This window comes from Actinomycetospora sp. ABD4_176, assembly GCF_056311855.1.
In genome coordinates this window covers 1,045,368-1,065,219 of sequence record NZ_CM149974.1, presented here as the reverse complement: position 1 = coordinate 1,065,219, position 19,852 = coordinate 1,045,368, and the positions used below count along the sequence as shown (strand labels likewise).

Genomic DNA, 19,852 nt, shown 5'->3' with positions numbered 1-19,852 from the left:
CATCAACGCGGTTGATGGTGAGGCAGCGCGAATCGCTATTTCCACGCGCGACCCGTCCCTTCCTAGCGTGTGACGCATGCCGCACCCGCTCACCGACCTCCCGGTCCGCACCGTCGTGCGGGATGCGCTCCTGCACCCCGCCGACCCCGCCGAGCACCGGGTCGACGCCGACGTCTGCGTCGTCGGGGCCGGGATCGCCGGGCTCTCCGCCGCCGTGGAGTCGGCGCGCCTCGGCCGCGACGTCGTGCTCGTGGACGCGCTGCCGGTGCTCGGCGGGCAGATGGTGAACTCGCTGATCGGCCTGTTCTGCGGGGCCTTCGGCAACGCGCCGGAGCACCGCCGGCTCACCTACGGCCTGCTCGACGACATCTTCACCGACCTCGGGGCGAGCGGGGACATCTTCTACCGCGTCGGCCACACCATCACCGTCGGCTACGACGAGGTGCGGCTCGGGCGCTGGGTGGAGGACACCGTCCGCGAGCTCGGCATCAAGGTGCTCACCGGCGCGTCGCTGGTGGGCGTCGACCGCGAGGGTGACCGGGTCCTCGGCGCCCGGTTCGCCACCCGCTACGGCGCCGTCGACGTCCGGGCCCACGGCTTCGTCGACGCCAGCGGCGACGCCGCCCTGTGCTGGGCCGCGGGCCTGCCCTGCCGGCTGCCCGAGCGGGAGATCTACGGCAGCCAGCAGCTGGTCGTCGAGCACCTCGACGAGTCCGACCCGCCCGAGCCGGCGGACCTCGCGGCGCGCGTCGCGGCCAAGGCCGCCGAGTACGGGCTGCGCCGCCACGACGGCCTCGCGTTCTACTTCCCGGGCCGCGGCACCGCGGTGCTCAACATGACCCACATCGAGGCCCCGCTCGACCCGATCGCGGCCGCCGAGGCGCAGCTCGAGGGCAAGGCGCAGGCCGACCGGGTGGTGGCGTTCCTGCGCGCCGAGTTCCCCGAGGTGTTCGGCAAGGCGTCGGTCCGCTCCTACGGCCTGCCCGGCCGCCGCCAGACCCGCTGGGTCGCCGGGGTCCACCAGCTCACCGTCGACGAGGTCCGCGCCGGCACCCGCTTCCCCGACGCGGTGGCCCGCACCGCCTGGCCCATCGAGCTGCACGACACCCCGTCCGGCTACGTGTGGGAGACCTTCGGGCCCGACCACCTGCACTACGTCCCGCTGCGCGCGATGACGCCGCCGGACACGGCGAACCTGCTGGTCGCCGGCCGCTGCGTCGACGGGGACGCCGCCGCCCTGTCGAGCGTGCGGGTGATGGGCCCGTGCGCGGCGATGGGCCACGCCGCGGCGCACGTCCTCGACCTCGTCGGCCCCGACGGCACCGTCCACGACGTCCCCACCCGCCGGACCGCGGAGCTCACCGACCGCATCCGGCCCAACGTCGAGGGCTGAGGCGACGGACATGATCCTCACCGACGACGACCGCCGCCTGCGCGACGGCGACGAGGGCCCGGCGGTGGCGGCCGCGATGGACCTGCTGGTCCGCTACGGCGAGGCCCTGGACGCCGAGCGCCTGTGCGACGTCCGCAACGTCGCGGGCACCACGACCCAGCCCTCGCCGGTGAAGGCCCGCCTGGTCGCCGAGGGCGGCTGGGACCGCGCGTTCTCGCTGATCAACCTCGACGCCGACGAGACGCTGCCGATCCCGCCGATGGCGGTGCCGACCTGCCAGCTCCAGCACGGCTTCGGCCGCGACGCGGTCGGCGTCGTCCCCTACGCCCCCGAGATGGTGGCGCTGCAGGACGACGGCGAGGCGTTCGTCGGCGCCCGCGGGGTCTCGGTGCTCGCCACCTGCACGCCCTACCAGGTCGGCAACCTGCCGGTGCGCGGCGAGCACTGCGCGTGGATGGAGTCCTCGGCGGTCGTCTACGCCAACAGCGTGCTCGGTGCCCGGACCAACTGCGAGGGCGGCGCCTCGACCGGTGCGGCGAGCCTCACCGGGCGCATCCCGTGCTGGGGCAACCACCGTGACGACGAGCGCCTCGGCACCCACCACGTCCGCGTCGAGACCCCGGTCGCGAGCTTCCTCGACTGGGGTCTGCTCGGCTACGCCGTGGGCGACGCCGTGCAGGAGGGCCGCCCCGTCGTCACCGGCGACCTCGCCCTGCCCGACCTCACCGACCTCAAGCACTTCGGAGCGGCCGCGGCCTCGTCGGGCGGGGTGGAGATGTACCACGTCCCCGGCGTCACGCCGGAGGCGACGAGCACCGAGGCGGCCTTCGGGGGGCGGCCGCCGCGCGAGGACGTCGTCTTCGGCGCGGCCGAGCGCCGCGCGGCCTACGAGCGGCTCAACGACCGCGGCACCGGCGAGGACGTCGACTTCGTGCTGCTCGGCTGCCCGCACGCCTCGCTGGACCAGATCCGCGACGCCGCCCGCGCCCTCGAGGGCCGCCACCTCGCCGACGGCACCGAGCTCTGGATCATGGCACCGCGGGCGCTGGCCGCCGTCGCCGAGCGCTCCGGCTACACCGCGGTCATCGAGGCCGCCGGCGGGCGGGTGCTCACCGACTCGTGCCCGGCGATGTCGCGCACCGCGCCGGTCGGCACCCGGGTGTTCGCCACCGACTCGGCCAAGCAGGCGCACTACCTGCCGGCGATCCTCGGGATCGAGGCGTGGTTCGGCACCACCGCGGAGTGCGTCGACGCCGCGGTGACCGGCCGCTGGCGGGGTGAGCTGCGATGACCGACCTCCGGCGCCCCGGGACCCGGGCCGGCGTCGTCCTGCGCGGGCGCACCGTCGTCCCCGGCGTCGTCACCGGCGAGGCCCTCGTCTCCCCGGAGACGATCTCCGGATGGGGCGGCATCGACCCCGCCGCCGGCACGATCATCGAGGCCCGCCACCCCCTGGCCGGGGTGTGCTTCACGGGGAAGATCCTCGTTTTCCCCGGCGCGAAGGGCTCCTCGGGCTGGTCGGGCTTCTTCCAGACCACGCGCCTGCTGGGCACCGCGCCGATCGGCATGGTCTTCGCGGTCACGACGACGAAGGCGGCGCTCGGGGCGGTGGTCACCCGCGTGCCCGCGCTCGCCGACCTCGACGACGACCCGGTCGCGGTCCTGCGCACCGGCGACCGCATCCGGCTCGACGCGACGGCCGGGACCGTCGAGCTGCTCGACCGCCCGGACCCGACGGCCGGGACGGCAGGGACGGCCGGGACCGACGCGACAGCGGGGGAGGACCGATGAGGATCGCGGTGATGCGCGCCGACGAGCTCGCGCCCGGCGAGCACCGCGTCGTGCAGGTCGGGCGGCGCTCGATCGGGGTGTTCCGCGTCGGCGACGAGTACTACGCGCTGGCCGACCACTGCCCCCACCAGGGCGGGCCGCTGTGCCGGGGACGCGTCGCGCCGCTCGCCACCGCCGGCGCCCCCGGCGAGGTCGCGCTCGACCACGACCGGCTCTTCGTGGCCTGCCCCTGGCACGGCTGGGAGTACGACGTCACCACCGGCCAGTCGTTCCTCGGCCCGGGGGAGGCGCCGGTGCGCAGCTACCCCGCCGAGGTGCTGCCCGGCGACCCCACGCCCGACCCCGTGACCGGCCGCGTCCCCGGCCCCTACGTCGCGGACACCTACGCGGTGACCGTGGAGGACCGCGTCGTCGTCGTCGACACCTCCGCACGTCGATCAGCCCCGGCCCCCGGGGTGGAGGAGACACCGTGACCGACACCCTGCCCGGCACCGCCGCCACCGCCGCCACCGCCGGGGCCCGCCCGCGCCGCGCGTCCCGCACGCCCGTGGTCGACGCCGACATCCACCCCGCGGTGACGCCGCAGCGCCTGGCCCGCGAGCTGCCCGAGCCGTGGCGGCGCCGCTACGAGCGCTTCGGCGTGCGCGGGGCCCCGCCGCCCGCGATCTACCCGCGGACCCGCAACGGGGGGATGCGCGCGGACTCCCACCCCGCCTCCGGGCCCCCGGGCAGCGACCTCGGGATGCTGCGCGAGCAGCTGCTCGACCCCTACGACGTCCTCGCCGGCGTGCTCATCCCGCTGCAGGGGCACACCTGGGGCGCCGAGGAGCCGGACTTCGCCGCCGCCCTGTGCCGGGCGCTCAACGACGTCCTCGTCGCCGACTTCCTCGACCCCGAGCCGCGGCTGCGCGCCAGCATCTGCCTCGCCCACGAGTCGCCCGAGCAGGCGATCGCCGAGATCGAGCGTCGCGCCGGCGACCCGCGGTTCGTGCAGGTCCTCTTCCCCAGCGGCACGCACCTGCCCCTGACCGACGCCAAGTACCGCCCGGTGCTCGCCGCCGCGGCCGAGGCCGGCCTGCCGATCGGGATGCACCTCGGCGGCACCGAGGGCCACCGCGGCGACGGGTGGCCGTCGTTCTACCTCGAGCAGCACGGCTGGTACGGCAACGCGATGGCGATGGCGCTGACCACGCTCGTCGCCGGCGGCGTGCTCGACGCCGTGCCGGACCTGCGCCTCGTGCTCGTCGAGGGCGGGCTGACCTGGGTGCCGTCGATGCTCTGGGGGCTCGACGAAGGCTGGGAGCGCTTCCGCGACGACGTGCCGTGGCTGCAGCGCCCGCCCTCGGAGGTCGTGCGCGAGCGGTGCTGGTTCACCACGCAGCCGATCGACGAGCCGGAGAACCTCGAGCACCTCGCGGTCACGATCCGCCAGAGCGGGCTGTCCGAGCGGATCCTCTTCGCGTCGGACTACCCGCACTGGGACTTCGACGACCCGGTGACGGCGCTGCGCGTCCTCCCCGCCGACCTGCGCCGGCCGATGATGGCCCGCACCGGCGCGGCGCTCTACGGCCTCGAGCTGCCGGAGGGAACGTCGTGACGGCCGGTGGTGTGGAGGGCGCGGACGGGGTGGGCGGTGTGGGCGGCGCCGTCGACACCGACACCCACGTGGCCCCCGCGTCGCTGGACGCGCTGATGCCCTACCTCGCGCCGTTCTGGCGCGACTACGCCGAGGGCGCCGCCCTGCGCCTCGACCCCGCCCAGGCGGGCGCCTACCCGCCCGGCGCGGTCGACGGCCCCGCCCCGGCGGACGTGGCGACGCTGCGCGAGCAGGTGCTCGACGTGCCTGCCCCGGGCGGGGTGCCGGTGCGCACGGCGGTGCTCAGCGCCACCTCGGCGTTCGACGTCAGCCGCAACCCCTACTACGACGCGGCGCTGTGCGGGGCGCTCAACGACTGGGTCGTCGAGCACTTCCTCGACCGCGACGACCGGCTGCGCGGCGGCGTCGCGGTCCCGTCCGGCGACCCGGAGGCGGCCGTCGCGGAGATCCATCGCCGCGCCGACGACCCGCGGTTCGTCCAGGTGCTGCTCCCGGTCCGCGGCCACGACCACCGCTACGGGCACCGCCGCTTCCTGCCCGTGCTCGAGGCCGCGGCCGAGGTCGGGCTCGCGGTGACCCTGCACGCGTGGGGCCGGGCGGGGAGCGCGGCCACGCCCACCGGGTTCACCCACACCTACCTCGCCGACTACCTCTCCCAGGGCCACCTCGCCCAGGCCCAGCTGACGAGCCTCGTCGTCGAGGGCGTCCTCGACCGGCTGCCCGGCCTGCGCGTGGTCGTCGCCGAGTGCGGGTTCTCCTGGCTGCCGCCGCTGCTCTGGCGCCTGGACAAGGAGTGGAAGGGCATCTGGCGCGAGGTGCCGTGGGTGCGCCGCCCGCCGTCGTCGTACCTGCACGAACAGGTGCGGTTCACCAGTAGCCCGGCCCACCTGCCGACCGACCCCGGCGAGCTCGCCGACGCGCTCGAGGTGATCGGCGCGGCCCGGCTCGTCATGTACGGCGGCGACCACCCCCACGTCCACGGCGACGGCACCGCCCGTCTGCTCGCGGCGCTCGGCCCCGGCGAGCGGGCCGCGGTCCTCGCCGGGACCGCGGAGGAGTTCCTGCTCCGCCGCACGCCCGGCACCGGCTCGTCCACCCCCCGATCGCACCGTCGCGAGGAGGCCCCCCGATGACCACCACCCGAAGCCGCCGACCGTGGGTGCGCGTGCTGGCCGGCCTGCTCGTCGCCTGCGCGGTGCTGGTCGGCTGCGGGGAGGGCGACACCACCGACGACGGCCGGCAGCGGATGACGTTCCTCAACATCCTGCCGATCGAGTCGCTGTCCTACGCGCCCGAGCTCATCGCGGACACCCGCGGGTTCTTCGCCGCACGCGGGCTGGAGGTCACGTTCGAGGCCACCCAGGGCTCCGCGCCGGCGATCCAGACGCTGCTGGCGGGGTCGGCGGAGATCAGCCGCATCGGCGACATCGAGACCATGATCGCGGCCGGGAACCGCCAGGCGCCGCTCGTCGGGGTCGGCGAGGTCATCCACCGCGGCACGATCCGGGTGGTCTCGGCGAACGACGACCCGATCACCCAGCCCGCCCGGCTGCGCGGCAAGCTCATCGGGACCCCGTCGGAGGGCGGGACGAGCTCCATCACCCTCGACCTGCTCGCCGCCTCGGCCGGCGTGCCCCCGGCCGAGGTCCGCCGCCAGGTGGTCGGGCTCGCGCCCGGCGTGTTCGACCTGCTCACCGCCGGCCGCATCGACGGCTACATGGTCTCGCTCGACACCGCGGTGCTGCTCCAGCGCACACGGCCCCAGGCCGTCGTCCTCGACCCCAACCAGTCGATCACGGCGGGCTCGCAGATCTACGCGACCTCGGCGCAGACCGCCCGGGACCCCGCCGAGCAGGACAAGCTGCGCCGCTACCTCGCCGCGATCGACGACGCGGCTCGGTTCATCGTCGCCGACGAGGCCAACGGCTTCGCCGGGACGATGGCCGCGATCGGCGGGAAGTACCAGGTGCCGGCGCTGCGCGACCCGGAGACCGCCCGCCTCGCGCTCGCGGCCTACGTCGACTCCTACACCGCCGGCGAGAGCCTCATGGGCATCTCGCCGCAGCGCTGGCAGCAGACCTACGGCGAGATCGTCGGGGTCGGGCAGCTGCCCGCGGGCCTCGACCCGAACCGCTGGCTCGACACCACGCTCGCGCCCGCGGCGCCGTCCTGACCCGCACCGATGCCGACCGAACACCCACCGCACCCACCGCACCAGGCAAGGAGGCGGCGATGACGACGCAGCAGACCCCCACGGCGACCCGGACACCACCACCGACCACCGCAGGGCCCGCCGGCCCCGACGAGTTCGACGGGCCCGACACGGACCGCCCCGGCGACGCGCGGGCCGTCGGGCTGCGGGTCGCGGGCGTCGACAAGACCTACACGACGCGGCGCGGGGACGTGCACGCCCTGTCGGACATCGACCTCGAGGTGGGCCGGGGCGAGTTCGTCTCGCTGGTCGGGCGCTCGGGCTGCGGCAAGACGACGCTGCTGCGGGTGCTCTCGGGCCTGCTCGCGCCGACCGCGGGCACGGTGGAGGCGGGGGAGCGGCCCGCGTGGGTGGCGGGGCGCCGCGACGACGCGGTGTTCGCGGAGTTCGGCCTCGTCTTCCAGGAGGCCAACCTCTTCCCGTGGTTCACGGTGGTCGACAACGTCGCGCTGCCGCTCAAGCTGCGCGGGGTCGGGAAGGCGGCGCGACGGGCCCGGGCGACCGAGCTGTGCGCGACCGTCGGCCTCACCGGGTTCGAGGACTCGTACCCCCGCGAGCTCTCCGGCGGGATGCGCCAGCGGGCGGCGATCGCGCGGGCGCTGGCGTGCGACCCGTCGGTGCTGCTCATGGACGAGCCGTTCGGCGCGCTGGACGCCATGACCCGCGACCGGATGAACCTCGAGCTGCAGCACATCCACGCCGTCTCGGGGACGACCGTGGTGTTCGTGACCCACTCGATCAGCGAGGCGGTGTTCCTCGCCGACCGCGTCGTGCTGCTCACCCCCCGGCCCGGGCGCATCCGGTCGGTCACCCCGATCGACCTGCCCCGGCCCCGCACCGTCGAGGTCGAGGCCACCGCGGAGTTCGGCGAGCTCGTCGTCGGGCTGCGTCGTCAGCTGGACGAGGAGGACTGAACGGTGACGACCTCACTGGACCGGGACACCGACACCCGCACCGGCGGCGCCCCGCCGCCGCGCGCCGTCGACACGGACGCCACCCCGGCCGAGGGCGAGTCGCCCTGGATGCGGCGGCTGCCCTGGGTCAGCGGGCCGCTGATGCTGGTCGCGCTGCTCGGGGTCTGGCAGTTCGCGGTGTCCGTGGTCGGCGTCTCGGAGTTCATCCTCCCCGCGCCCGCGGCGGTCGTCGGGGCGCTCGGCGACCTGTTCGCCGACCCCGAGATCGCGAGCCACATCGGCATCACGCTGCTCGAGGTGCTCGCCGGCTTCGGCATCGCGCTGGTGGTCGGGGTCGCGGTCGGCGCGACCCTCGGGCGCATCGCGTGGCTGCAGCGCGCGGTCCAGCCGGCGCTGGTCGCCCTGCAGGTGGTGCCGAAGGTGGCCTTCGTGCCGATCTTCGTCATCTGGTTCGGGTTCGGCCCGACCTCGAAGATCATCATGGCGGCGCTGCTGGCGTTCTTCCCGATCATGCTCAACGTGATGCTGGGGGTGCGCTCGGTGGACCGCGGCCACCGCGACGTCATGCGGGGCCTCGGTGCGAGCCGGTGGGCGACGTTCCGGGACATGGAGCTGCCGACGACGCTGCCCTACGTCTTCGCGGGGGCCGAGGTCGCCATCGTGTTCTCCGTGATCGGCGCGATCGTCGGCGAGTACCTCGGCGGCAGCCAGGGCCTCGGCTACCTCGTCGTGTCGAGCCTCAACGCCCTCGACGCGCCCCGGCTGTTCGCCGTGATCGTCCTGCTGGCGGTGCTGGGCTCGCTGCTCTACGTCGCGGTGACGACGGTGAAGAAGCTCGTCATCCCCTGGCACGACTCGGTCCGCGCCGGGGTCTGACCTACACCTCGCGCGGGCGGTACACCGGGATCGCGCCCGGGGCGATCCGGAAGACGAACCGGTCGGCGTCGGGCTGCACCTCGCCGTCGGTCGCGAGCCCCACCGGCGGGCCGATGACCCGCACCGACAGCCGGGTGCGGGTGTTGGCCACGTAGACGTGGCTGCGCGAGAGCGTGCCCGCGAGCACCGAGACGACGAAGCGGGTGCGCGAGAACGGCACGTCGGCGCGCAGGAAGCGGACGTCGAGCACGCGGGCGTCGAGGCGCGGGCGGAACAGCGGTGCCATGCCCCGCGGTTCGTAGCCGCCGTTGCCGACGAAGAGCAGCCAGATCGTGCGGCGCTTCCCGTCGAGCTCGACGACCAGCGGCGAGGCCTCGGCGAGCACGCGCACCAGGGCGAACGCCGCCGACGGCCACTTGCCCCAGCGCTCCTCCCAGCTCTCGCGGAGCCGGACCATGTCGGGGTAGCCGCCCAGGCTCGCGGTGTTGACGAACGCGACGCTGCGGGTCTCGCCGTCGTCGCCCGCGCTCATGTCCACGACGCCGACGTCGACGAGCACCGCGTCGCCGTCGCGGGCCGCGCCGAGCGCGGTGGGGGTGTCGTCGACCCCGACGTCGCGGGCGAAGTGGTTCAGGGTGCCCTCGGGCAGCACCATGAGCGGCACCCGGCGGCGCTGGGCGAGCCCGGCGAGCGCGGCGACCGACCCGTCGCCCCCGGCCACGCCGATCGCGCGCGGCTCGGCGCCGTCCGCGGTGGGACGGTCGAGCGCGGCCTCGACCTGGTCGACGAAGTCGACGCCCGGCTCCGGCACGATCACCTGGGCGCGGGGCAGGACCTGGTGGATCGCCGACGGCGGCGCGGGCGGCTCGGGCTCGGAGTCGGTGTCTGCCCCGCCGATCACGGGCGCCACAATCTGGCCGAGCGTCTCCAGCGGCCCGGGCGTCCCGGCCGAGCTGTTGGCGACGACGACGAGCCCGGCGCCGTCCCCGAGAGCGGGCGCATCGCCCGCCGGGCGGGCCCGGGCGGGGGCGTGGCGCACCACCGGCCACCAGCGCCGCGTCAGCAGCGCCACGCCGACGCCGAGCCCGGCGCCCGCGACGACGTCGGGGACCGACCGCTCCCCGAGGACCACCCGCGCGGTCGACACCCCCACCGCGACCGGGGCCAGCACGCCCCCGAGCAGCGGCGACTCCATCGCCGCCGCGGTCACGAACGCGGTGGAGGACGCCGCGTGCGCGGAGGGGAAGCGCCGGCCCCAGGGGCGGGCGCGGGGCAGCAGCGGTTTGGCCAGCGCGTGGGCGATCGTCGAGGTCGCGGCGGCGGCCATCACCCCGCGCACCCCGGCACGCCGTTGCGGACCGCGTCCCGACGCCATGAGCCCCCCGGCCACCACGGCCCAGAGGAGCCCGCGGTCGGCGGTGCGGTCGAGGCGGCCGAGCCAGCGGGGCAGGGCGGGGGAGCGGGCGGCGCCGGGGAGGTCGCTCACCAGGTCGGTCACCCTGTCGGTCACCGGGTCGCTCACCGGGCGGTCGCGCGGTGCGGCCAGCGCGCCTCGTCGCGCCGGTAGACGGGGACGGGGTGGTCGGCCACCCGGTAGCGCAGCCGGCGGCCGCGGCCGACGACCTCGCCGTCGGCGGCGACCTCGACCGGCCCGTCGAGCAGCTCGATGTCCAGCGACCGCATGGCGCTCTCCTGGTAGATCCTGTTGTGCCCGAGCACGCCGGTGGCCAGGGCGAGGAAGGCCCGGGCCCGGGCGAGCGGCCGGTCGGCGCGCAGGTAGCGCACCTCCAGCACGCCGGTGTCGAGCCGGGGCCGGTACGACGGCACCATCCCGGTCGGCACGTAGGGCCCGTTGCCGACGAACAGCATCCACACCGAGCGCTCCACCCCGTTGAGGCGGACGCGGATCGGCCGACTGCGGGCGAGCGTCACGAGCAGGGCGGCGATCGCGGCGGGCCACTTGCCCCAGCGCTTCTGCCACCGCTCGCGCAGGCGGACCATCTCGGGGTAGCCGCCGAACGCCGAGGTGTTGACGAAGACGACCCGGCGCGGCTCCTGGCGGCCCTCGGCGTCGGCGTGCAGCCGCAGCTCCCCGAGGTCGACCGCGACGGCCTCGCCCGCGCCGGTGGCGTCGATGGCCTCCTGGGTGTCGTAGACGCCGACGTCGCGGCCGAAGTGGTTGAGGGTGCCCGCGGGGACCACGGCGAGCGGCAGGTCGAGGTCCTCCGCGACCCGGGCCGCGGCCGCCACCGAGCCGTCGCCGCCGGCGATGCCCACCGCCCGCACGCCGGGCTCGCGGGCGGCGTCGATGAGCGTCTCGGCGAGGTCCTTGCCGTCCTCGAGGCGCAGGACGCGGGCGCGGGGCAGGGCGCCGACGAGCTCCTCGTACGGGTCGACGCCCGCGCGGCCGGAGCGGGTGTTGACGAGCACGACGAGGCCCTCGCCCTCGGGCAGGACGGGCGCGCCGGCCACGGGGCGGGCGGCGGCCTCGTCGATGCTGCGCAGCGGGAGCCAGCGGCGGGTGGCCAGGGCGGCGCCGGTCCCGAGGGCGACCCCGGCGGCGACGTCGCTGGTCCAGTGCACGCCGACGTGCACCCGGGAGTAGGCCACCGTCGCGGCCAGCGGCACCACCCAGGACGCGGCCTTCGGGCTCTCCATCGCGACGGCCGCGGCGAACGCGGCGGCCGAGGCCGCGTGGCCGGAGGGGAACGACGACGAGGTCGGCGGGTCGTCGAGCGACCGGTAGTCGGGCAGGAGCTCGGCGGCGGGCCGCCGGCGGGGCACCAGGGGCTTGAGCAGGGCGTTGGCCAGGAAGCTCGCCCCGGCGATCGCGAGCACCCCGCGCAGCGCACCGCGGCGGGTGTGGCGGGTCCCGGCGGCGAGGGCGGCGGCCACGCCGAACCAGAGCCTGCTGTGGTCGGCGGAACGGCTCAGCGCGGCCAGCGCAGGGTCCGCGACCGTGTAGGGCAGCCCCCCGATCGCGGTGGTGATCCGGCAGTCCTGCTCGTTGACGTCGGCCAGCCGCCGCCGGCTGCCCCGCGCCCCCTGCCGCACCCGCCGGCCCACGCCACGGGAGATGTCGGTTGCCAGTCCTCGTGCGGGGAGCGCCACGGCGTCGACCGTAGTGATCGGGCCCCGGCGCCTCCGTCGTGCCCCGCGGCACCGGGTGACGCGGGGCGTCACAGAGGCCACAACGGCGGGTCGGCTGGCCTAGGGTGGAGGGATGCAGCGGAGGATTTACGGGGTCGAGACCGAGTTCGGTGTCACCTGCACCTTCCACGGCCAGCGGCGCCTCTCGCCCGACGAGGTCGCCCGCTACCTGTTCCGCCGGGTCGTGTCGTGGGGCCGGTCGTCGAACGTCTTCCTGCGCAACGGGTCGCGGCTCTACCTCGACGTGGGCAGCCACCCCGAGTACGCCACCGCGGAGTGCGACTCGCTGACTCAGCTCGTCGCGCACGACAAGGCGGGCGAGCGGATCCTCGAGGACCTCCTGCTCGACGCGGAGCGGCGCCTCGCCGACGAGGGCATCGGCGGCGACATCTTCCTGTTCAAGAACAACACCGACTCGGCGGGCAACTCCTACGGCTGCCACGAGAACTACCTGGTCGGCCGCTCGGGCGAGTTCTCGCGCATCGCCGACGTGCTGCTGCCCTTCCTCGTGACCCGCCAGCTCATCGCCGGCGCCGGGAAGGTGCTGCAGACGCCGCGGGGCGCCGTGTTCTGCCTGTCGCAGCGCGCGGAGCACATCTGGGAGGGCGTCTCCTCCGCCACGACGCGGAGCCGCCCGATCATCAACACCCGCGACGAGCCGCACGCCGACGCCGAGCGCTACCGCCGCCTGCACGTCATCGTCGGCGACTCGAACATGTCCGAGGTCACCACGCTGCTCAAGGTGGGCACCACCCACCTCGTGCTCGAGATGATCGAGCAGGGCGTGCAGTTCCGGGACTTCACGCTGGACAACCCCATCCGCGCCATCCGCGAGATCAGCCACGACCTCACCGGGCGCCGGCCGGTGCGCCTGGCCGGCGGCCGCGAGGCGAGCGCGCTGGACATCCAGCGCGAGTACCACGCGCGCGCCGTCGAGCACGTCGCCCGCCGCGGCTCCGACCCGATCACCGACCGGGTCGTCGAGCTGTGGGGCCGCACGCTCGACGCCGTGGAGCGCCAGGACCTCTCGCTCATCGACCGCGAGATCGACTGGGCGATCAAGCACCGCCTCGTCCAGCGCTACCGCTCCCGCAACGACCTCGGGCTCTCCAGCCCGCGCGTGGCCCAGCTCGACCTCGCCTACCACGACATCCGGCGCGGACGGGGCGTGTTCGACCTGCTCCAGCGCAAGGACATGGTCGACCGGGTCACCGACGACGGCGAGATCGAGGCGGCGAAGGACACCCCGCCCCAGAGCACCCGGGCCAAGCTGCGCGGCGACTTCATCGCCGCCGCCCAGGCCGCCGGGAGGGACTTCACAGTGGACTGGGTCCACCTCAAACTGAACGACCAGGCCCAGCGAACCGTCCTGTGCAAGGACCCCTTCCGCGCCGTCGACGAACGTGTCGACCGATTGATCGCCACCTTGTAACGGAGGCCACGTCGGCGGCGTGCGTCGGGGGCGCACGAGGTAACCGCGAACGCACTCACCGACGACGCCGAGGACGGCACGAGAACTCGATGGAGCACCAGCCCCGCACCTCCCGCCTGCACGGCCCCGTGGCGGCGCCGAGCACGCTGCACACCGCCCACGAGGCCGCACCGGTCCCGGTCGACACGTCGGTCGTGGGCACGGTGCTCGGCGGGCGCTACCGTGTCGGCGAGTGCATCGGGGCCGGGGCCATGGGCGTCGTCTTCACCGCCTGGGACCGCCGGCTGCGCCGCACGGTCGCGGTGAAGCAGCTGGCCGCCCGCGGCCACCGCGACGCCACCGAGGAGCACGTGGCCCGTGCCCGGGCGATGCGTGAGGGCCGGATCGCGGCGCGCGTCGTGCACCCGCGGGCGATCGCGGTGTTCGACGTGGTGGTCGACGGCGATCAGGGTTCCGGGCACGGCCCCTGGCTGGTCATGGAGTACCTGCCCTCGCGCTCGCTCGCGGCCGTGCTCGCCGAGCAGGGCCCGCTCGAGCCGCGCGAGGCCGCGTGGGTGGGCGCGCAGGTGGCCGACGCGCTGGGCGCGGTGCACGAGGCGGGCATCGTCCACGGCGACATCAAGCCCGGCAACGTGCTGATCACCGACGACGGCGTCGCGAAGATCACCGACTTCGGGGTCTCCCGCGCCTCCTGGGACACGACCTCCACGGGCGGCGGCATGGTGGCCGGGACGCCCGGCTACTTCGCGCCCGAGGTGGCCCGGGGCGGCGACCCGTCGCCCGCCTCCGACGTGTTCTCGCTCGGCGCGACGCTCTACGCCGCCGTCGAGAACGAGCTCGTGTGCGGGCGGCACGACAACACGCTGGCCGTCCTGCACGCCATGGCCGAGGGCCGGCTGCGCCCCGCGGCCCGCGCCGGGGTGCTCGGCCGCCCGCTCGCGGCGATGCTGCGCCTCGACCCCGAGCACCGGCCCGGCACCGGCGCGGTGGAGCGTGCCCTGCGCGGCCGGGCCGGCACCCGACCCTTCGTCCCGGCGCCCCGCCCGGCTCCCGCGGAGGCCGACGCCGACGGGGACGCCGTCCCGGCCCCGCGCCGGCCCGGCACCGCGGACCTGCCCGCGACGGCCGGGGCGCTCCCGGCCGCGGGACCGTTCGGGGCGGATCCGGTCGCGCCCGACCCCGACGGGATCGATCCCGATGAGCTCGTCGCCCCCGCGTCGATCACGGCGTCGACCCCCGCGACCACCGCCGGGAGCCCGCTCGCGGCCGGCCTGGAACGGATCGGCGGGGTCGGCGCGGCCGCGGCGGCGTCGTCGCTGGCCCGCCCCGGTGCCGCCGCCGCACCCTCGCGCACGCTCGCGGCGGGCTCCGACCGCCGCCGCCCCTCCCGCTGGTCGCGCCCGCGCCGGGCCACGGCGGTCGCCGCGGCCTCGGCGGTCGTGCTCGCCGGGGGCATCGGCGTCGCGGTCGCCGCCGGTGCGGGGAGCGGGACGGTCGCATCCCCGGCGCCGGACCCCGCCCCGACCTCGGCGGCGCCGGAGCCGGCCCCCTCCGACCCGCTCGGTGGCACCGACACCGAGCGGCCGGTCCCGAGCGTCGCCGCCCCGCTGTCGCCGAGCGACCCGTCCGACCCGCCGTCGGGTGGCGACCCGGCCACGGTCGTCGTCGACTACTACGAGGCCCTGCCCGGCAACCTCGACGGCGCGTGGTCCGTGCTCTCCGAGCGGGCGCAGGACGAGTCCGGCGGGTACGACGGTTACCGGCGGTTCTGGTCGACCATCCGCGACGTGCAGACCTCGAACGTGTCGGTGCGCGGCGACATCGTCACCGCGGACATCGAGTTCGTCACCGAGAGCGGCCGGACCAGCCGGGAGAACTACCGGTTCGAGGTCGACCGCGACGACGACGGCCAGGTGCGCATCCAGCGGGCGCAGCGCAGTTCGGACTCGAGCTGACGCGCCGGGCACCGGCGTTCGAACACGTGCGCGAGGAGTCGTAGGCTCACAGGGTGTCGACGAGCCCGTCCGCGCGCGCCGAACGCCTGGTCAACCTGGTGCTCTGCCTGCTCTCGACGCGCCAGTACCTCAGCGCCGAGCGGATCCGGGCCACCGTGCCCGGCTACGCCGACGTGGCGTCCGACGAGGCCTTCTTCCGGATGTTCGAGCGGGACAAGGCCGAGCTGCGCGAGCTCGGGGTCCCGCTGGAGACCGGGCGGTCGTCGCTGGCCGAGCCCGTCGACGGCTACCGGATCGCGCGCGGCGACTACGAGCTGCCCGACATCGACCTCGCCCCCGACGAGGCCACCGCCGTCGCCCTGGCCGCACGGCTGTGGGACTCGCCGGCGCTCGCGGGGGCGGCGCGCACGGCGCTGCAGAAGCTGCGGGCGGCCGGGATCGCCGTCGACCCCGACGCCGCGTCGGCCGTGCAGCCGCGCCTGCAGGCCGCGGAGCCGGCCTTCGCGCCGCTGCTCGCGGCCAGCCGGGCGGGGCGGGTCGTCACGTTCACCCACCGGTCGCACCCCGCCGCCGAGGCGCGCACCCGGACCGTCGAGCCGTGGGGCGTCGTGTCGTGGCGGGGACGCTGGTACCTCGTCGGCCACGACCGGGACCGCGACGACGTGCGCTGCTTCCGCCTCTCGCGCATCGGTGGCGACGCCCGCGCGGTCGGGCCGCGGGGCGCGGTGAGCCCGCCCGCCGACGTCGACCTCGTCGCCGTCGTCGCCGCCTCCGCCGGTCCGCCGCCGCCGACGGGCCGCGCGCGGATCCGGCTCGTCCCCGGTCGGGCGCAGGGCCTGCGGCGGGGTTCGCGGCCGGACCCCCAGGGCGACCCGGACGTCGTCGAGATCGACCTCGGGCGCGTCGACGTGGCCGCCCGCTGGGTGGCCGGGCACGGTCCGGACGCCGTGGTCCTGGAGCCGCCGGAGCTGCGCGAGGCGGTGGTCTCGCTGCTGCGGGGATCGGTCGTGTCCGCTCCCGACACCGCCGACGTCGGGGGCGCGCGGTGACCGCCGGCGTGTCCGAGCGGCTGCCCCGCCTGCTCACCCTCGTGCCCTACCTGCTCGCGCGGCCCGGGATCGCGGTCGCCGACGCGGCCGCGGACTTCGGCGTCGGAGAGGCCCAGCTGCGCCGCGACCTCGAGCTGCTGTGGATGTGCGGGCTGCCGGGCTACGGGCCGGGCGACCTGGTGGACCTGTCGTTCGAGGGCGACACGGTCACCGTCACCTTCGACGCCGGCATGCGCCGCCCGCTGCGCCTGTCGGGCACCGAGGCGGCCACCCTCGCGGTCGCGCTGCGGGCCCTGGCCGACGCGCCGGGCGTGGTCGACGCCGACGCCGTGCAGCGCGCGCTGGCGAAGATCGAGGACGCGGCCGGGCGGGTCGGCGACACCGCGGCCGAGTCGGGCGAGCCCTCCGGGGAGGGCGTCGCTGTCGGCCTGGGCCGGCGGCCGGGGCGGGCCGAGGACGCGGTGCGCCGGGCCGTCGAGACCGGCCGGGCCCTGCGCCTGACCTACTACTCGGCGTCCCGCGACGCCGTCGGCCGCCGCGACGTCGACCCCATGCGCCTGCTCCTCGTCGACGCCTCCGCCTACTTGGAGGCGTGGTGCCGGCGCGCCGAGGGCGTGCGGCTGTTCCGCCTCGACCGGGTCGACGACGCCGAGGTGCTCGACGAGCCCTCCGCCCCGCCCCCCGGGGCGCGGGGCCGCGAGGGGTCGGGGGAGGAGCTGCTGCGCCCCGACGACGGCGCGTTCGTCGCGGCGCTCGTGCTGCACCCGGCGGCGCGCTGGGTCGCCGAGTACTACCCGGTTGAGGACCTGCACGCCGACGACGACGGCTCCGCCCGCGTCACCATGCGCTACGGCGACCGCGACTGGATGGTGCGGCTGCTGCTGGGGCTGGGCGACGCGGTGGAGGTGCTGGCCCCGCCGGACCTGGCCGCGGCCCGCCGCGCCCGGGCGCGCGAGGCGCTGGCGGTGTACGGCGAGGCCGAGGGCTGACGGCTCGGGGCTGAGGGCTGGGGGCTGAGGGCTGGGCCCGGCCGCCGCCTCGGCGTCAGCCGATCTCGCGGAGGTCGCGGTCCTTGCCCTCGCCCGCGACGGCGACGGCGACCAGGCCGATGAGGGTCATGCCGATCCAGGCCGCCGCGACCAGCCACAACGACCCGCCCCCGGCGAGCACGAGCGCCGAGGCGATGACCGGCATCAGTCCGGCGCCCAGCGCGGCCGCGATCTGGTAGCCCATCGAGGCCCCGGTGTAGCGGATCCGGGTGGGGAAGAGCTCGGCGGCGAACGCACCGTAGGGCCCGGCGACGAAGCCCTGGATCACCGCGAGGCCGAGGAACAGGGCGAGGAAGACGGTGACGACGCTGCCCGAGTCGAGGAGCAGCATGATCGGCACGGCGAGCAGCACGGCGGCCACGTTGCCCCCGAGCATGACGGGCCGGCGCCCGATCCGGTCGGACAGCCGGGCGGCGATGACGACCATGACGATCACGCAGACCCCCGTGAGGGCCTTGACGTTGAGGACCCCCGTCGGCGAGAGCTGGAGCTGGGTGACGGCGTAGCCGATCGCCCACACGCCCATCAGGCCCTGGGCCGCCTGCCCGGAGAGGCCGGCGCCGACCGCCACGAGCAGCCGGCGCGGGTAGCGCGTGACGACCTCGCCCACCGGGACCTGCTTCTCCTCGGCTGCGGCCACGGCCTCCTGGAACACCGCCGACTCGGCCGTGCGCAGCCGGATGACCAGGCCGATGACCGCGAGCACCGCGCTGAACAGGAACGGGACCCGCCAGCCCCAGGACAGGAAGTCCTCGCGCGGCAGCATCGTGAAGGCGCTGAGCACCAGCGTCCCGGCGATGGTGCCGGCGGGGGCGCCCATGTACGCGACGGAGGCGGCGAAGCCCCGCGACCGCTTGCCGGCCCGCTCGAACCCGAGCAGCATCGCGCCGCCCCACTCCCCGCCGACCGCGATGCCCTGCAGGATGCGCAGGAGCACGAGCAGCAGGGGCGCGGCGACGCCGATCTGCGCGGTGCCGGGCAGCAGCCCGATGAGCGTGCTGACCACGCCCATGAGCACCACCGACACGACCAGCATCGACTTGCGGCCGATCCGGTCGCCGAGGTGCCCGAACACGATGCCGCCGATCGGGCGGGCGAAGTACCCGGCGGCGAGCGTCCCGAAGGACAGGATCTGCGCGACGCCCGGGCCGACCCCGGTGAAGAAGACGCTGCCGAAGACGATGCTCGCCGCCGTCGCGTAGAGGATGAAGTCGTAGTACTCGATCGTGGTGCCGATGAAGCTGGAGGCGAGCACCCGCCGCATCTCGCGCGGGGACGCCTCGGTCGTGGTCCCGGGGGCCGGGTCCGCCGTGCTGGTCATCAGGCCACCTCCGTGCGGTCGTGGGCGGTCGGTGCGGCGGCGTCGAGGAGGTCGAGGACGTCGAGGTCGTCGGGCACGAACACCCGGCCGCGGAACGTCGCGGCCGCGGCGTCCCGGAACGCGCCCGCGGGGGCGTCGCCGGGCACCAGGTGGTGCAGGCCGAGCGCCCGGGCGCCGGCCCGCGTCGCGAGCTCGCCGGCCTGCTCGGCGGTGGTGTGCGCCCGGCGGTGGTGGGCCATCGTGGCCTCGCGCATCGCCGCGTCGGGGTAGCGGCGGCCCATGGCCGCGAGGTCGATGGCCTCGTGCAGCAACAGGTCGGTGCCGCGCGCGAGGTCGACGAGGTTGGCGCAGGGCGCCGTGTCGCCGGAGATCGTCACCGAGCCCTCGGGGGTGTCGAAGCGGAACGCGAAGGCGGGCGCGGTGGGCGGGTGCTCGACGAGGACGGCGGTGACGACGACGTGCTCGTCACGGTGGACCTCGAACGGGGCCATCGGCGGGGCGACCCGGGTGTCGGGGTCGAACCCGGTATCCGGCGGCAGGGTGATCTCGCGGACCGCGACGTGGTCGGCGGGACGGCCGCTGAGGGAGTCGAAGAGGCGGTCGTTGAGGTCGGTCGCGTGGGCGGCGCACAGCAGCTCGACCATCTCCGCGGTGCCGGGGGTCGGGTTGGCGGGCGCCACCGGGGCCGGTCGGCGGGCGGCGTGGTCGGACAGCGGCGGCAGCCCCCCGCGCGGGCCGGGCCCGTAGACCGGCATCGGCGCGACGGCCGGGTGGCGGCGCTCGAACAGGCCGAAGAGCAGCCACGGCGCCAGGTCGGCGACGTGGTCGGAGTGCAGGTGGGTCAGGAACAGCGCGCGGACCCGGTCGAGGGGCAGGCCGGCCCGGGCAAGCTGGCGGCCGGCACCCTGCCCGGCGTCGACCACGTACACGGCGTCGCCGACGACGACCGCCGTGGCGATCCCGCTGCGGGAGGCGGCGGCTCCGGGCCGGTCCCACCACCGTGGGCCACCGGCCGTCCCGAGCATCACCACGTGGGGACCGGGCATGGCGCTCCTTCGCGTCGAGGGTGCCGCAGTGCGGTCGCGGTGCGGGCACCGCGGTCGACCAGCACTG

The 19,852-nt window shown here is 75.9% G+C and carries 17 protein-coding genes; 13 read left to right on the top strand and 4 right to left on the bottom strand.

Annotation, left to right across the window (positions count from 1 at the left end; genetic code table 11):
* Positions 1-76: 76 nt before the first annotated feature.
* Genes ACYX4T_RS05220 through ACYX4T_RS05180 form a run of 9 tightly spaced genes read left to right on the top strand, consistent with a single transcriptional unit; the run spans position 77 to position 8,783 of the window.
* A complete protein-coding gene (locus tag ACYX4T_RS05220; RefSeq protein WP_476013513.1) occupies positions 77-1,393 on the top strand; it encodes an FAD-dependent oxidoreductase in 1,317 nt (438 codons plus the stop codon).
* 10 nt (positions 1,394-1,403) lie between these two features.
* Positions 1,404-2,684, top strand: coding sequence for an aconitase X (locus tag ACYX4T_RS05215; RefSeq protein WP_476013512.1), 1,281 nt, complete (start codon positions 1,404-1,406; stop codon positions 2,682-2,684).
* Positions 2,681-3,184 (top strand): aconitase X swivel domain-containing protein, encoded by a 504-nt coding sequence (locus ACYX4T_RS05210; RefSeq protein ID WP_476013511.1) that lies wholly within the window; start codon positions 2,681-2,683, stop codon positions 3,182-3,184. Before ACYX4T_RS05215 ends, ACYX4T_RS05210 begins: the two co-directional genes overlap by 4 nt.
* Positions 3,181-3,657, top strand: coding sequence for a Rieske (2Fe-2S) protein (locus ACYX4T_RS05205; RefSeq protein WP_476013510.1), 477 nt, complete (start codon positions 3,181-3,183; stop codon positions 3,655-3,657). Before ACYX4T_RS05210 ends, ACYX4T_RS05205 begins: the two co-directional genes overlap by 4 nt.
* Positions 3,654-4,781 (top strand): amidohydrolase family protein, encoded by a 1,128-nt coding sequence (locus ACYX4T_RS05200; RefSeq protein ID WP_476013509.1) that lies wholly within the window; start codon positions 3,654-3,656, stop codon positions 4,779-4,781. The genes ACYX4T_RS05205 and ACYX4T_RS05200 overlap by 4 nt, the downstream gene beginning before the upstream one ends.
* Complete coding sequence (locus ACYX4T_RS05195) at positions 4,778-5,914, top strand: amidohydrolase family protein (protein ID WP_476013508.1); 1,137 nt, start codon at positions 4,778-4,780, stop codon at positions 5,912-5,914. The genes ACYX4T_RS05200 and ACYX4T_RS05195 overlap by 4 nt, the downstream gene beginning before the upstream one ends.
* Entirely contained in the window at positions 5,911-6,954 is a 1,044-nt protein-coding gene (locus ACYX4T_RS05190; RefSeq protein WP_476013507.1) for an ABC transporter substrate-binding protein, read from the top strand. Before ACYX4T_RS05195 ends, ACYX4T_RS05190 begins: the two co-directional genes overlap by 4 nt.
* A gap of 59 nt (positions 6,955-7,013) precedes the next feature.
* On the top strand, positions 7,014-7,907 hold the full coding sequence (locus ACYX4T_RS05185) for an ABC transporter ATP-binding protein (protein ID WP_476013506.1): 894 nt from the start codon (positions 7,014-7,016) through the stop codon (positions 7,905-7,907).
* A 3-nt stretch (positions 7,908-7,910) separates the two neighbouring features.
* Positions 7,911-8,783: an ABC transporter permease gene (locus tag ACYX4T_RS05180; protein ID WP_476013505.1), complete on the top strand. Its 873-nt coding sequence runs from the start codon at positions 7,911-7,913 to the stop codon at positions 8,781-8,783.
* A gap of 1 nt (position 8,784) precedes the next feature.
* On the opposite strand, the gene ACYX4T_RS05175 is transcribed toward ACYX4T_RS05180, so the two are convergent.
* Together ACYX4T_RS05175 and ACYX4T_RS05170 are read right to left on the bottom strand one after the other, a co-directional pair.
* The gene (locus tag ACYX4T_RS05175; RefSeq protein WP_476013504.1) at positions 8,785-10,293 is read right to left on the bottom strand and encodes a diacylglycerol kinase family protein; all 1,509 of its coding nucleotides are present in this window, start codon (positions 10,291-10,293) and stop codon (positions 8,785-8,787) included.
* 8 nt (positions 10,294-10,301) lie between these two features.
* On the bottom strand, positions 10,302-11,849 hold the full coding sequence (locus ACYX4T_RS05170) for a phosphatase PAP2 family protein (protein WP_476015185.1): 1,548 nt from the start codon (positions 11,847-11,849) through the stop codon (positions 10,302-10,304).
* 157 nt (positions 11,850-12,006) lie between these two features.
* Here ACYX4T_RS05170 and pafA point away from each other — a divergent pair, with 157 nt between their 5' ends.
* The 4 genes from pafA to ACYX4T_RS05150 all read left to right on the top strand — a co-directional run bounded on the left by pafA (position 12,007) and on the right by ACYX4T_RS05150 (position 17,358).
* Complete coding sequence (gene pafA, locus ACYX4T_RS05165) at positions 12,007-13,365, top strand: Pup--protein ligase (RefSeq protein WP_476013503.1); 1,359 nt, start codon at positions 12,007-12,009, stop codon at positions 13,363-13,365.
* 89 nt (positions 13,366-13,454) lie between these two features.
* Positions 13,455-15,320 carry a serine/threonine-protein kinase gene (locus tag ACYX4T_RS05160; protein WP_476013502.1) on the top strand — a complete coding sequence of 622 codons (1,866 nt, stop codon included), beginning with the start codon at positions 13,455-13,457 and terminating at the stop codon, positions 15,318-15,320.
* Between the two features lie 53 nt (positions 15,321-15,373).
* Entirely contained in the window at positions 15,374-16,369 is a 996-nt protein-coding gene (locus ACYX4T_RS05155; protein ID WP_476013501.1) for a helix-turn-helix transcriptional regulator, read from the top strand.
* A gap of 8 nt (positions 16,370-16,377) precedes the next feature.
* Complete coding sequence (locus ACYX4T_RS05150) at positions 16,378-17,358, top strand: helix-turn-helix transcriptional regulator (RefSeq protein WP_476013500.1); 981 nt, start codon at positions 16,378-16,380, stop codon at positions 17,356-17,358.
* A 55-nt stretch (positions 17,359-17,413) separates the two neighbouring features.
* Here the strand turns inward: ACYX4T_RS05150 and ACYX4T_RS05145 are convergent, their stop codons facing one another.
* Together ACYX4T_RS05145 and ACYX4T_RS05140 are read right to left on the bottom strand one after the other, a co-directional pair.
* On the bottom strand, positions 17,414-18,739 hold the full coding sequence (locus ACYX4T_RS05145) for an MFS transporter (protein WP_476013499.1): 1,326 nt from the start codon (positions 18,737-18,739) through the stop codon (positions 17,414-17,416).
* Positions 18,739-19,785 carry an MBL fold metallo-hydrolase gene (locus tag ACYX4T_RS05140; RefSeq protein ID WP_476013498.1) on the bottom strand — a complete coding sequence of 349 codons (1,047 nt, stop codon included), beginning with the start codon at positions 19,783-19,785 and terminating at the stop codon, positions 18,739-18,741. The genes ACYX4T_RS05145 and ACYX4T_RS05140 overlap by 1 nt, the downstream gene beginning before the upstream one ends.
* Between the last annotated feature and the right edge of the window lie 67 nt (positions 19,786-19,852).

Bases quoted from the DNA above. Each gene is read 5' to 3' on its own strand.
- ACYX4T_RS05160 (WP_476013502.1), top strand. From the start codon at position 13,455: ATGGAGCACCAGCCCCGCACCTCCCGCCTGCACGGCCCCGTGGCGGCG.
- ACYX4T_RS05185 (WP_476013506.1), top strand. From the start codon at position 7,014: ATGACGACGCAGCAGACCCCCACGGCGACCCGGACACCACCACCGACC.
- pafA (WP_476013503.1), top strand. From the start codon at position 12,007: ATGCAGCGGAGGATTTACGGGGTCGAGACCGAGTTCGGTGTCACCTGC.
- ACYX4T_RS05220 (WP_476013513.1), top strand. From the start codon at position 77: ATGCCGCACCCGCTCACCGACCTCCCGGTCCGCACCGTCGTGCGGGAT.
- ACYX4T_RS05140 (WP_476013498.1), bottom strand. From the start codon at position 19,785: ATGCCCGGTCCCCACGTGGTGATGCTCGGGACGGCCGGTGGCCCACGG.
- ACYX4T_RS05215 (WP_476013512.1), top strand. From the start codon at position 1,404: ATGATCCTCACCGACGACGACCGCCGCCTGCGCGACGGCGACGAGGGC.
- ACYX4T_RS05190 (WP_476013507.1), top strand. From the start codon at position 5,911: ATGACCACCACCCGAAGCCGCCGACCGTGGGTGCGCGTGCTGGCCGGC.
- ACYX4T_RS05205 (WP_476013510.1), top strand. From the start codon at position 3,181: ATGAGGATCGCGGTGATGCGCGCCGACGAGCTCGCGCCCGGCGAGCAC.
- ACYX4T_RS05145 (WP_476013499.1), bottom strand. From the start codon at position 18,739: ATGACCAGCACGGCGGACCCGGCCCCCGGGACCACGACCGAGGCGTCC.
- ACYX4T_RS05210 (WP_476013511.1), top strand. From the start codon at position 2,681: ATGACCGACCTCCGGCGCCCCGGGACCCGGGCCGGCGTCGTCCTGCGC.